The following is a 13,712-nucleotide window of genomic DNA, read 5'->3' as shown; positions in this document are numbered from 1 at the left end:
TAGGGTATTGCTTTTTATACGATCGGATTCATTGGATGCCAACTCTTTTTCTTGCCGTGCTTTTTGGTAGTTGGCACGAATGCCGCCTCCGGTATAAATCGGTTGCGAGAGGGAGAGAGTCGCCCCATATTTCAGATCTTTACCTTGAAAATAAAGGGGGGAATTCATAGATGGCAAATCAATCGATAATTCTAGCGGATTACCGGTATAATTGAAATTACCTTCCGCCGAGAGTTTCGGTTTGAAATCCGCACGGGCCGATTTGATCATTTCCTGTTTCATGGCCTCGTTGTATCCCGCTGCTTTCAAGTCTTGGTTGTATTCCAAGACTTTTTCCCTATATTGCGCTTGATAATCGCTGTTTTGTGCGATTAACGGGAAGGATAGGAAGGATAAGAGACCGCTGATAATATATACTTTGTCCATTTTTATCGTTTATTTGTGAGGTGAATGAATCCGGTAAAACAATGCGTATAACGTCGGGGTTACGAATAACGTAAGTAAGGTGGCGAAGGTGAGTCCGAAGATAATAGTCGCCGCCATTCCACCGAACGCTACGTCGAAAAGTAAAGGCACCATTCCTAAAATAGTCGTGGTAGCCGCCATCAAGACCGGGCGAGTCCTTGAGATGGTTGCCTCTATGATCGAGTCGTATGGAGAGATACCGTTACGACGTTGCGTGTTAATCTCGTCTAATAATACGATTACGTTTTTGATAATCATACCCAAGAGCCCCAACCATCCGGCGATCGGGAAAAAGCCGAAATCGAACCCGGTAAGTAACATACCGATCGCTACCCCGATTAAGGAGAGAGGGAGCACGCAAAGGATGATTATCGGTTGACGGAAATTGGAGAATAAAGCGACCAATATAACAACCAACATCAAGAAAGCCAGCGGGAAGAATTTGACAAGGGCTTGCAATCCCTCTGTCTGGTCTTTATATTGTGAATCCCAGAAGAAGCTATATCCTTGGGGCAGGTTCATTTTCTCGATCTCTTCCCGAATCTCACCGTGTACCTCAGACATGGTGTAACCGTTTTTCACGCCACACATCGCTGCCATAGACAATTGCCGGTTGTAGGTCTTGATCTGCGGATATTCCCATGCGGAGGTTACCTGTCGGGTTACTTGTGACAAGGGTGCGGATTTCTCTCCGTTCCACACCGAGAAATCACCTAATGAACGGGGATCGTCGATTCCGCTCTTCTCCGATTTCAATAAGACCGGGACTTTCTTTTCCTCATCCCGGTAAATCCCGATAACCGTACCTTCCTCGATGGATTTGACGGATTCCATCAAATTAGCCTTGGTGATACCTAAGAAACCGGCTTTTACCGGATCATATACCGGGCGTATCATATAGGTCATATTACCCCATTCATTCCGGGCATCGGTTACTTTCGGGTTCCTTCGCATAATGTCGATAGCTACTCCGGTCAAAGAGTCCAATACCGCCGGGTCCGGTCCGAGGAAACGGGCTTCTATCAAGGCTTCCGTAAGCGGGCTTAACTCAAACTTGTTCACATTGATGAGCGGTTCCGGATATTTTAAGCGAATTGAGTCTTGTAGCAAGGCATGCAATTCCCGGGCCTCTCCGGATGTCTTGCATTTTACCAATAATTGGGCATAGTTTGGTTGGGGACCGAAGCTAACGTTCGATAGATAATAACGGGGCGGTGTCCGTCCGATATAAGAGGAAACCATTTCCGTCTGCGAATATTCTTGGATGGATTCGGCCATATCGGTAGCGTATCGATCGGTTTCCTCGATGGCTGTACCTTCCGGTAGCCACATATCTAAAGTGAAATACTGCTTATCGAGCGAAGGCACGAACACTTTCGGGATAAACTGGAAACTCCATGCGGAGATAACCAATAGAACGGATAAGCTACCTACTGTAGCGTATCGGTATTTGATGACAAGGCGTAGGGAAGACCGAAAATAATCATAGTATTTTCCAGAGAATAATTCCCCTGTTAACTCGTCCGGTCTGGGGCGCCGTACAAACTCTTGGATGAAGAATGGGGTTTGCGTAAGTGCGAACACCCAGCTGAACATCAAGGATACTCCGATCACGATCACTAAGGATGAAAGTAATTCGCCCGTGATATGCGGTGAATAGTAAATGGGCAAGAACGTGAGGATCGCGATAGCCGTAGCCGCCAGTAGAGGCAGGGCGGTGGATGAGCAAGCCCTCATGATCGCGATACGTTTGCGCATGCCTCGTTGCATATTTACCAAGGCAGAGTCCGATACTACGATGGCGTTATCTACCAACATACCCATCGCGATGATGATAGCGGCAAGAGACATTCGTTGCAAGGCGATCCCGTTGGCGAACATGACAATTAAAGTGGCGAAGATAGAGAAAACCAATCCGCTACCGATCAAAAGGCCGTTTTTGAAACCGATAAAGAACAATAAGATCGCTACTACGGTCACGACGGAGATGATCAAGTTCAAGATAAATCCTTGGTTGGCCACGGCGGACTCATATCCTTGGTCGTATATGGAGGTGAGCTCAAAACCCTTGGGCATGGTCTCCGAAAATGATTGAATACGCTTTTTCACGGCCTTGGCCATATCGACCACGTTCCCGGTCGGTATGGTAGAGATAGCGATACCGACCGCTTGCTTGTTATTGATGCGCATGAAGTTTTGGGGCGGAGTCTGGTAACCCTCTTCGATACGGGCGATATCGCCTAGCCGGAAATGCTCGCCGGAATGAGATACGATCGTAAGGTTACGGATATCATCCAAGGAGTAAAAATTACCGGTGGATTCGATACGTATGCGAGTCTCCCCGTTGCGAATACTCCCGGCGTCTACCACTTTATTCTGTCCGTCGAACGCCCGTTTGATATCAGCTGTCGTAATACCCCGATTGGATAAGATCGTGGGGTTTATCCGGATATCGATTACGGGAGTTTGTATGCCGTAGATCTCTACCTTTGCCACGTCTTTTACTTTCAGTAAATCGTCTTTGATCAGTTTGGCTTGATCTTCCAGTTCCCGGTAGGTATAAGATTCTCCGGTCAATCCGTAGAAAACACCCAATACATCGCCAAAATCATCATTGACGATGGAGGTTCCCGCTCCGGAAGGTAATTTGCCTTGTACGTCGTTTACCTTTCGGCGTAGTTTATCCCATAACTGCTGCATCTCATCAGCCCGGATTTCCTTTTTCACGTAGACCGTGATTTTGGAAAGTCCAGCCCGGTTCTCTGTCTTCAGATAGTATAACTCGCCTAAGGATTGAATGGCTTCTTCCAGCACATCCGTCACTTGGGACTGAACTTCCGAGGGGGAGGCGCCGGGATAAGGGGTAAGTACCAAGGCTTGCTTGATCGTAAACGGGGCATCTTCCAGTTTTCCCATCTTTGCGTAAGAGAACAGCCCCCCTGCCAAGATCAGGACTAGCAGGAGCCATGTAACCGCTTTGTTTTTCAGGAAATATTTGATGAATTTTTGCATCTTACTTATTTTTGGATGGTTACGGTACTATTTTCGGAAAGGAAACGTTGCCTTGTCAATACGACAAGGTCATTTTCCGTGATTCCTTCCACGATCTCTATCTGGTTATTTCTTTGCTCACCGAGTTTGACGGGAACGGAGTTAACCTTGTCTCCTTTAACCACCCATACATAATCTCCTTTTTGGGGGCGATGACAGATAGCCGTTAAGGGAAGCCATAGATTTTGAGACCGCTCTTCTTTGGGTAGGTCGATCGAGAGGATTCCACTCATTCCGCCCAGCCATTCCATATCGGGGTTGGGGATAATGGCGGTCAGTAGATAAGAGAGGTTATTGTTTGTCGTACTTTTAGACACATATAAATCGGAAGGGGTGATTGTCCGTTCGGGAGCCGTATCGAAATGGATTCCTATTTGACATAGCTTCTGTTTTTCTTTATCATATAAGTGTAAGGCGACTTCCTCTGGTATATAGGTCTCGATCTTCAGCCTGTCCAGTTCTATGAAGGTAAGGATTGGCTCGGTCGCTTTCACGTCTTGGAAAGGTTCGATATGGATATTTTGGATATACCCGTCGTAAGGGGCGCTCAGATGGGTATCGCTTAGGGCGTTGACGGCGGTCTCGTAATTGGATTTGGCGACAAGGAAATCCGCTTTCGCCTTCTCATAATTACTTCCGGAGATGTTATTCTTTTTGTAAAGGGCCTCGATCCGTTTATACTCTTGGTTGGTTTGCGAGTAGAGCGCCTCTGTTTGCTGCTTGCGAATCAAGAAGTCACGGTTATCGATCGAGAGGATCGTACTGCCTTTGGAGAACGCTTGTCCGGGCCGTAAGTCGAAATTCAAGACGGGGCCATTGATGCGGAAAGATAGGACTGTCTCATTATAGGGCCTTGATAAAAAGGTGTATTCACGACTTCTGTCGGTCTCTGTCTTTTTTATTGGAGAGATAACCTCGACAGGTAAGTTCGTGCCTTCGGACTTTGTGTTCTTTTGGCATGCCGATAAAAGGATGCCCAGAAGCAGGATGTATGAAATTCTTCTCATAAGATATACCTAGTTATTTGTTACCGGGCAAAAATAGAGGCAATAGGTGAGGGAATAAGGCGGATTTTTACTGAACCGGAAGATACCGTCGCTCAACTGGAAAATAGACCGGCCCAACTTTAATTTATAACGAGGCGTGCGATCGATGCCTTACACCGATGGATTGTAGTCGTAATATTTACTGCAACCCACGTGCAGTGACACTGCAAGACGTGTGCAGTAGTACTGCAACCCGGGTTGCAGTGAAAGACAAACCGGGGATGGGGTGAATAAGCTTCCATGGTTCCGCTTTTTTTATGTACTTTTGCGGACAAAAAGAGAAAGTGATGACATTGCCTTCAGAAGAGCATATATTCCAGTATCCGGGACAAGGGCGGATCGAGGTGATTTGCGGTTCCATGTTTTCCGGTAAGACGGAGGAGCTTATCCGCCGTTTGAAGCGGGCTGAATTCGCCAAGCAGCGGGTGGAGATTTTCAAGCCTGCGATCGATACCCGCTATTCGCAGGATAACGTGGTCTCGCACGATAGTAATTCGATTCCTTCTACTCCGGTGGATTCTTCCTCCAGTATCCTATTGTTCACTTCCGAGATCGATGTGGTGGGGATAGACGAGGCCCAGTTTTTCGACGAGGGATTGGTAAACGTATGCAATCAATTGGCCGCTAACGGTATCCGGGTGATCGTGGCCGGGTTGGACATGGACTATAAGGGAGTTCCTTTCGGTCCTATGCCGGAGTTATGCGCTATCGCCGATGAGGTGACGAAAGTGCATGCCATCTGCGTGAAATGCGGACGTTTGGCTTACGTATCCCATCGTATCGTGGGAAATGATAAACGGGTCTTCTTAGGGGAACAATCCGAATACGAGCCTTTATGCCGGGAATGTTATGCGAAGGCTGAAGGTTTGAAGAATTGATTATTTATCCCTACATTTGTGAAATTAATAGTTTTGCGTTATATAAAGTATGAAAGAAAACGAAATGGTGTTCGGCATTCGTGCCGTGATTGAGGCTATACAGGCTGATAAGGAGGTAGATAAGATCCTTGTGAAAAGGGATTTACAAGGGGATCTATCCAAAGAGTTATTTGAGGTACTGAGAGGCCGTGAGATACCGGTACAACGTGTTCCGGCTGAACGCTTGGATCGTTTGACTCGAAAGAATCATCAGGGGGTGATCGCTTTTATGTCGGCGGTTACCTACCAGAGCTTGGAAGATATCATACCTTTTGTGTATGAGCAAGGAAAAGATCCTTTCATCGTATTGCTGGATGGGGTTACGGACGTGCGTAATTTCGGCGCTATTGCCCGTACCTGCGAGTGTGCGGGAGTCGATACGATCGTGATTCCGGCAAAAGGAAGCGTTTCGGTAAACGCCGACGCGATCAAGACCTCTGCCGGTGCCTTGCATGTATTGCCGGTTTGTAAGGAGAAGAGTATCAACCAAGCGATCCGTTTCTTGCAGCAAAGCGGGGTGAAGGTATTTGCCGCCAGCGAGAAAGCGGCGGAGAATTATACGGCGGTGAAGTATGAAGGACCGGTAGCGATCGTGATGGGAGCGGAGGATACGGGTGTGTCTCCGGAGAACTTGCGCATCTGCGATAATATGGTAAAGATTCCGCAATTCGGAACGATCGGCTCCTTGAATGTATCTGTAGCCACTTCCATTCTGGTGTACGAGGTGGTTCGCCAACGTATGAACGAGCAACAATAATAATATGTATATAAACTAAAGAAGAAAATGAAGAAAGTTATCGCTACAAAAAACGCTCCCGCCGCTATCGGTCCGTATAGCCAAGCGGTGCAAGTAGGTAATATGCTGTTCGCTTCCGGACAACTGGGTATCGATCCTGCTACGGGACTTTTCGTTGAGGGATCCGTAAAGGAACAAACCGCCCAAGCGTTCAAGAATGTTCACGCTATCTTGGCAGAGGCAGGTTATAGCATCAATGATGTCGTAAAAACAACCGTATTTTTAGCGGATATGGGCGACTTCGCCGTTATGAACGAGGTATACGCCTCTCAGTTCGAAGGTGCGTTTCCCGCACGTTCGGCGGTAGCCGTTAAGACACTGCCGAAGAATGGTTTGGTAGAGATCGAGGTGATCGCCGTGAAAGAATAATCATAAGGAATAACGAGAGTAGTCTCATCGCTTGTCGAGACTACTCTCGTTATCCATCAAGACTACTCCCGTGATACGATGCGACTACTCTCGTAATTCATCGATACAGCTAATCTCAAAAGCCTATTATCTTCTTTTTCTGGGAGCGGGATTCATGTCACCCCTCTGTCCGAATAATTTCTCAATCAAATCCTTTCGTCCCATCTTTTGCAATACTTGCATGATCTGACGGCGTGACTCGGGTTTATACCAGAAGAAGAACTGGCGTTGTGCCAACTTTTGTTCTTTTGAGCGGGCCGTATATACTTTCTCCAACGTATAAGGATGATATCCGGTATAATACATCTCCGTAGCCAATGTCATCGGCGTAGGCGTGAAGTCTTGTACTTGCTCCAACTGGAAATGCAAGCTCTTGGTGATCACCGCCAGCTCCGCCATATCCGCCTCGGTACATCCCGGATGGCTGGAAATGAAATAGGGGATGAGTTGCTGGTTCAACCCGTATTGCCGGTTTACCTTATCGAATATCTTCTTGAACTGTCCGAATTGCGAGAAAGACGGTTTACGCATTTGTTTCAACACCTCGTCTTGCGTATGCTCCGGGGCCACTTTCAAACGGCCGGATACGTGGCGGGCGATTAATTCCTCGGTATAGGTTTGAGCTGCCTTGTTTAAAGACTCATCCGCATAACGGTGCAATAACAGGTCATAGCGTACGCCGCTTCCGATAAACGACTTCTTGATCTCGGGAAGTCTATCTACCGCTTTGTAGATATCCAGTAGCGGCGTATGGTCCGCGTTCAAGTTCTTGCAAACGACGGGGGAGATACAAGACGGTTTCTTGCATTTGGCGCAAATTCGCTCATCTTTCCCCTTCATACGGTACATATTGGCGGAAGGGCCTCCCAAATCGCTTAGATATCCTTTGAAATCGGGCATTTCGGTAATCGCTTTCACTTCCTTCAAGATCGATTCCTTGCTTCGGGAGGCGATGAACTTCCCTTGATGCGCCGATATGGTACAGAACGCGCATCCTCCGAAACAACCCCGGTGGATATTCACCGAGAACTTGATCATCTCGAAAGCCGGTATCACTTTCCCTTTGTATTTGGGATGCGGCAAGCGGGTATAGGGAAGGTCGTAGGAAGCATCTATCTCCGCTTCCGTCATTGGCGGGAAGGGAGGATTCACTACGATCATCTGTTTTCCTACCTTTTGCAAGATACGTGAGGCATTGTATTTGTTGGATTCCTCTTCGATATGCCGGAAATTCTTCGCTTGTTTCAATTTATCTTTTAGGCATTCCTCATGTGAGAAGAGCACGATATCGTCGTCTTTCGCATCCTCTTTGTCTGTCAGATAAACCGTTTGGCGGATGTCTTTGATCTCGTTGAAAGGAATGCCGGACTTTAGGCGGCGCACCAATTCCTTGATCGGCTTCTCGCCCATGCCGTAAATTAATAAATCGGCCGGGCTACTAGCAAGGATTCCCGGTAATAGCTTATCTTGCCAATAATCGTAATGCGTAAGCCGGCGTAATGAGGCCTCGATGCTACCCAATACGACGGGGACATCCGGATACAATTCTTTCAGTATTTTAGTATAGACGATGCTCGGATAGTCCGGACGCATTCCCGGACGTTGGTCCGGCGTATAGGCGTCGTCGCTGCGTAATCGCTTATTGGCAGTATAATGGTTGATCATTGAATCCATGGCACCGGCGGATACACCGAAGAAAAGCCGGGGAACGCCGAGCTTCTTGAAATCCCGGTAATCTCCCCGCCAATCCGGTTGCGGTACGATCGCTACCCGTAATCCTTCCGCTTCCAATACACGACCGATCACGGCCGCCCCGAAAGAGGGGTGATCCACATAGGCGTCTCCCGAGAAAAGGATCACGTCGAGGTAATCCCATCCCCGTGCCTCGACTTCTTTCTTCGTTGTGGGCAACCAATTGTCTAGTTTAAATGTTTTCATACTACAAAGGTACGTGATAATCTTGGAATAATCATAGAGACGCTATTCATAACTTTTATTTATGGGGGATTCGTTTTTATGATTAGGACAAGAGTTCTCAATCTCGTATCTTTGTGTCGAAAAGAAAAATAAACATTTAAAAACAAGGTTTCTTATGAAAACACTCACAGACGAGAAGCTGACGATTGTCGGCGCAGCAGGTATGATCGGTTCTAATATGGCACAGACCGCTATTATGATGGGACTAACTTCTAACATTTGTTTGTACGACCCTTACGCACCGGGTTTGGAGGGAGTCGCCGAGGAATTATTCCATTGTGGTTTCGAGGGTGTAAACATCACTTTTACCTCAGACATCAAGGAGGCTTTGACTGGCGCTAAATATATCGTTAACTCCGGTGGTGCCGCAAGAAAGGCAGGTATGACCCGTGAGGATCTCCTAAAAGGAAACGCCGCTATCGCCGAGGAGTTCGGCAAGAACGTAAAGGCTTATTGCCCGGACGTAAAGCATATCGTGGTTATTTTTAACCCGGCGGATATTACCGGTTTGATTACCTTATTGTATTCCGGCTTGAAACCTTCTCAGGTTACGACGTTGGCCGCATTGGATTCAACTCGTTTACGCAGTGAGTTGGCAAAACATTTCGGTATCTCTATGGATCAGGTTGAGAATTGTCGTACGTATGGCGGTCATGGCGAGCAAATGGCTGTTTTCGCCTCTACCGCTAAGGTGGATGGCAAGCCTTTGACGGAACTTATCGGTACGGATGCCTTGACGAAAGATCAATGGGCGGAGATACAAACCAAGGTTACGAAGGGTGGCGCTAACATTATCGCTTTGCGGGGCCGTTCTTCCTTCCAAAGCCCGTCATATGTATCTATCGAGATGATCGCAGCTGCGATGGGTGGTAAACCGTTCCGTTGGCCGGCTGGCGCTTATGTATCAAACGGTAAGTTCGATCATATCATGATGGCTTGGGAGACCTCAATTACGAAAGACGGCGTAGCGTTGAAAGAGGTGCACGGTACACCGGAAGAAGAGGCTGCCTTGGAGAAGAGCTACAAGCACCTTTGCGCTTTACGTGACGAGGTGATCGCTATGGGCGTGCTTCCCGCTATTTCCGAATGGCATAAATTGAATCCGAATATCAAATGATCGAATAACAAGTCATTTAGATTTTCACGGATATATGAAATCCCCGCTTAGATGGCTTCGTGCCGGAAAGCGGGGATTCTTGTTTTATTTTATCTTTAGTCCGGGGATCAGGGGCGTGCTATCTACCAGCTCCAACTCTTGCACCATCTGTAATGTTCCTTGTTTGTATTTCTGGAAATGGGGCGTTTGGATATGGCTTTTATAAGCGTCTTGATCTGCGTAAATCTCTAGGATGGTTACTTTATTTGGATGTTCTTTCTCCGATACGGCATACAGTGTAAGAACACCCGGCTCTAGACGCATGGAAGCCTCGATCTCTTCTTCCAGAAAGGCGTTATAACGCTCCAACTGGGCGGGATCGACCGTGATCTTGGATAGGCGGACTAAGTTCTTCTTTGGGGCGGGCTGAGAGGATTCCTTAATGATTTTCAACGCTTTGATAGCGGAAGGGAAGCCGATATAAGGAAGACATTGTATAACCGCCGCCGTTAAGGTCTCCTTGCTATTGCCGGCCAGTAAGTTCCCTTCGAGATGCGAGTGTAGTTGGCTTTCGGCTTCAAGGGTCGTTAGTATGCAATAAGCCAGTAACTCCCGGGTTTTCAGGTCTAGCCCGTTGCGAGTATAGATATCTCCGAAGCAGAATTCGGTGAGGAATCGCTCTACTTCCGGACCCATATTTCCCGGGACGTTCCTCATGGCCTCTTTGATTCCCTCGCCGTAAAGCCGGCTTTGTATGGCTTGTCCTTTCTCGTGGCGATCTTCTTCCGTAACGGTAGCTTGTCTCTCCAGAGGCGAAGCGATGCCTTGTTGCTTAAAGACTTCGTTGATGGTATTTAAGGCATTCAATGTCTTCGGGAAACCGATAAACGGAGCGCATAGGTATATCGCCTCCCGTAGCTCGATGGGAGTGACGCCTACGTTTAGCGCCGCTTTGGCGTGGGCGTTCAGTTGGGGCAAGGTTTGCATCGTGGCTAATACGGTGCAAGTGATAAGCTCCCGGGTCTTTTTATCAAGATCTCCTGTGCGGAATACCTCCCCGAAGATGAATTTCTGGAGAATGTCCATCATTTCCGGATCTGTTCCTTGTCCGGTCAATGCCTCGCCTCCGAATAGCTCGGTGTAATTCTTTTTACAGCGTTCGATTCTGTCCATATTTTGTTCTGTTTTAGAAGTTGGGATATCTTGTGCGAAGGCTGGTATGAAGCCTAGCAGGAAGAGTGCGATTGCTTTTGTTTTCATAAGGATATCATTATTGTTTAACATTACAAAGATATTCGGATTTATCTCAGGCGCATGTATACATATTACGGATCTTTGTATCAAAATTACCGTTCGTAAACGGAGCTGATCCGGATGACAGCCGGGGTTGGGCAAACGAATAAAGCGCCTGCGATTCCCTCGCGGGAGACACAGGCGCTTTCGTTCAAATAAATATTCTTATAAAGTACGATCCGGATATAAGGCTTTCCACCATTCCGGCTCGTCTTTCAGCCATTTGGCGAACCATGCGTAGATGGTATTTTGCCAGCCTATACGCTTCTGATAACCTACGATACCATGATTCTCGCCATCCACCTGCACGAATTCCACGGTCTTTCCTAGGATCTTCAAGGCGGCGAACATCTGGATACTTTCCCCGATGGGTACGTTCGTATCGGCGTTGCCGTGAAGCAATAGGAGCGGGGTATTGATCTTATCGGCGTTGAACAACGGGCTTTGCTTGGTAAAGAACTCCGGGGCGTTCCAAGGATAAGTCCCGGCGTTCGCTACGGAGCAATAGCCATATCCCCAATAACCTTCTCCCCAATAGCTACTCAACGCGCTGATACCGGCATGGCTGATAGCGGCGGCGAAAATGTCCGTACGGGTTTGTAGGTATTGTGTCATGAATCCGCCGTAGCTGGCACCGATGCAACCGATTTTCTTCTCGTTCACGAACGAATGCTCCTTACAGAACAGCTTGGTACCTTGGATGATCTCATCGGCGGTCTTCAGGCCCCATGCGTTCACATGGCGGGCGGCGAATTCCTGTCCGAAGCCCGTTGTTCCACTCGGATTCAAGGTGTAGACCACGTATCCGAGAGCGGCGTACATATGCATGGAATAACGCATCTCCAGCGCACGGTTCGTCGGGGAAGTACCGCCATAGTAATAAACGATCATCGGATATTTCTTATTCGGATCGAAATGAGGCGGCAGGTAATAACGGCCTTGGATAGTCGTACCGTCATCCGACTTGAAGTTCCAGTCGTGTACCTCGCCTAAGGCGATATCTTTTAATTTATCTTGCGAGAGATCATACACCAAGCGGTTCTTTCCTCCTTTCAGGTCGTAAGCGTAAAGGCGGTTGGCGTTGGACGCGCTCTGTCCGTAATAGAAGAGAACCGGAGCGTTGTCGGCCAACGCATACGACATGATAATATCCTCGGAGGCGGCTACTTGCTTGATCTTCCCGTTTGCTGGGTCGCACGTATAGATCCGTTGATAATCCTCATCCTCGCAGAGGATATAGATTTGCCCGTTGAAGCGGTTCCATACGGCATCGATCACGTTCGGATTGAAGTCCTTGGTGAGAGGGGAGGCTTTACGGCTTGCCAGATCGTATAGGAATAACTGCCCGTCGTACGAGTTGGAGATCTGTCCTTGCTTGATATTTCGTCCGATCCCGTCGAAAGCGTCGCCTGCCCCAGCTACCAATAACTGTTTACCGTCGGGCGAGAAGGCGGCTTGGTTTACGTACGGGGCTTTCTCCCAGATCGTATCGATCGCCATGGTCTGCAAATCCAATTTATAAAGGGAGTTGCGGGAGTGCGGCAAGGAGGTGTACACCCGGTCGCTGGTGCTGAACAATAGATAGCGGCTATCAGCGCTGATATCATTGATATAAGTGTCCGTATGCCCGAAAGTAAGTTGCTCGTACAAACCTGTTTTTAAGTCATACCGCCAGATAAAGGAGCGGTCACGGAAACCCGGGATACGGTCTGCCGGCTCTAATACACGGATCAAGTCCGTCCCTTCCTTGGGACCTTCCTCTTCTACGGTATAGAGAAGCGTGGACTCATCGGGGGTGAATACGAACCGCCCTTTCGGAAGGTTCGGGACTAATACCGTTTGTTGGTAGGTAGACGGATCTACGGTTACCAACTCCGTACCGTCCAGACCGGTGCGGGTGTAATACAATCGATTGCTTTTAGGCATCCATTTGGCGGTTGTCAAGAAACCTCCGTCTTGCAATAAGACCCGTCCCGTAGCGGCATCCATCAATTGCCCGTACGATTCGCTCTTGCTCTCCGGGAACCGGTTGACGTATTTTACCAAGGCATACTTTCCGTTCGGGGAGACACTTACGCCTTGGAAATCCTTTCCTTCTAGGATATTCAGAAGGGTGTAGCGTTTCTCCGGGTTCAAGGAAGCTACGACTTTCGCTTCCGCCTCGCTCTTGAAGGTAGCCTTTAGGCTGGGAGGACAAGTGTCTGTTTCCGCTGTCAGGTATTTAACGACTACTTGATAGCGGCGGGGTTCCATCACCAACTCGGAGGAGGCTCCGACCGGTTTATCATTGACGAATACTTCGAACGCCCCGGGACCCGATATATCGAGCGTGCCTTTTACGTACCGGTCGCTGTTCAAGAAGAAAGAGAATAGATGCAGGGCATATCCTTTTCGCGGGGCAGCGAAGGTGATTGCGCCTGCCGTGTCAGCGTCGAGTACCGTGGCGTTCGCAAGCGTTTGCTCGAACGGTAAGGTCGCTTTTAATAGATTCTTCGCCTCGAAAGGCTTGCCATTTACGTTGAGGCTGTCCGCTAGGATCGGCTTGTTGACCGTGAACGGGCCTGCGTGCTGGAATTGCGTTACTTTCACGTCTTCCATGGCGTAAAGCGAAAGGGCGGAAAGAAGCAATGCCGGAATTAAGTTAGTTTTTCTGTCCATATATA

10 protein-coding genes are annotated in these 13,712 nt (G+C 48.2%); 4 read left to right on the top strand and 6 right to left on the bottom strand.

The window, feature by feature from the left end:
- The 3 genes from QVP94_RS06010 to QVP94_RS06000 all read right to left on the bottom strand — a co-directional run.
- A partial coding sequence (locus QVP94_RS06010; RefSeq protein WP_288213185.1) for a TolC family protein occupies positions 1-426 on the bottom strand: 426 nt, incomplete at its 3' end.
- Between the two features lie 9 nt (positions 427-435).
- Complete coding sequence (locus QVP94_RS06005) at positions 436-3,477, bottom strand: efflux RND transporter permease subunit (RefSeq protein ID WP_009017267.1); 3,042 nt, start codon at positions 3,475-3,477, stop codon at positions 436-438.
- A 5-nt stretch (positions 3,478-3,482) separates the two neighbouring features.
- The gene (locus QVP94_RS06000) at positions 3,483-4,523 is read right to left on the bottom strand and encodes an efflux RND transporter periplasmic adaptor subunit (protein WP_009017268.1); all 1,041 of its coding nucleotides are present in this window, start codon (positions 4,521-4,523) and stop codon (positions 3,483-3,485) included.
- 326 nt (positions 4,524-4,849) lie between these two features.
- Between QVP94_RS06000 and QVP94_RS05995 the strand changes: the two genes are divergently transcribed.
- From QVP94_RS05995 to QVP94_RS05985, 3 genes are read left to right on the top strand one after another with little or no spacing between them, the layout of a single operon-like run.
- Positions 4,850-5,440, top strand: coding sequence for a thymidine kinase (locus QVP94_RS05995; protein ID WP_009275066.1), 591 nt, complete (start codon positions 4,850-4,852; stop codon positions 5,438-5,440).
- 49 nt (positions 5,441-5,489) lie between these two features.
- On the top strand, positions 5,490-6,236 hold the full coding sequence (rlmB, locus tag QVP94_RS05990; protein ID WP_008779732.1) for a 23S rRNA (guanosine(2251)-2'-O)-methyltransferase RlmB: 747 nt from the start codon (positions 5,490-5,492) through the stop codon (positions 6,234-6,236).
- Between the two features lie 27 nt (positions 6,237-6,263).
- On the top strand, positions 6,264-6,644 hold the full coding sequence (locus QVP94_RS05985) for a RidA family protein (RefSeq protein WP_005862903.1): 381 nt from the start codon (positions 6,264-6,266) through the stop codon (positions 6,642-6,644).
- A gap of 126 nt (positions 6,645-6,770) precedes the next feature.
- Here QVP94_RS05985 and QVP94_RS05980 read toward each other — a convergent pair whose 3' ends face one another.
- Entirely contained in the window at positions 6,771-8,621 is a 1,851-nt protein-coding gene (locus QVP94_RS05980) for a YgiQ family radical SAM protein (protein ID WP_009017270.1), read from the bottom strand.
- A 154-nt stretch (positions 8,622-8,775) separates the two neighbouring features.
- On the opposite strand from QVP94_RS05980, the gene QVP94_RS05975 reads away from it, so the two are divergent.
- Positions 8,776-9,777 (top strand): malate dehydrogenase, encoded by a 1,002-nt coding sequence (locus QVP94_RS05975; RefSeq protein ID WP_005857595.1) that lies wholly within the window; start codon positions 8,776-8,778, stop codon positions 9,775-9,777.
- Between the two features lie 84 nt (positions 9,778-9,861).
- On the opposite strand, the gene QVP94_RS05970 is transcribed toward QVP94_RS05975, so the two are convergent.
- Positions 9,862-11,016 carry a carboxymuconolactone decarboxylase family protein gene (locus tag QVP94_RS05970; protein WP_022192200.1) on the bottom strand — a complete coding sequence of 385 codons (1,155 nt, stop codon included), beginning with the start codon at positions 11,014-11,016 and terminating at the stop codon, positions 9,862-9,864.
- A gap of 198 nt (positions 11,017-11,214) precedes the next feature.
- Positions 11,215-13,707, bottom strand: a complete 2,493-nt coding sequence (locus QVP94_RS05965) for a S9 family peptidase (RefSeq protein ID WP_009017272.1) — start codon at positions 13,705-13,707, stop codon at positions 11,215-11,217.
- Positions 13,708-13,712 lie beyond the last annotated feature (5 nt).

Source organism: Parabacteroides sp. CAG:2 (genome assembly GCF_000436315.1).
GTDB lineage: Bacteria > Bacteroidota > Bacteroidia > Bacteroidales > Tannerellaceae > Parabacteroides > Parabacteroides distasonis.
Note: the sequence above shows the minus strand (reverse complement) of the source record. Positions and strands in the feature narration are given on the sequence as shown.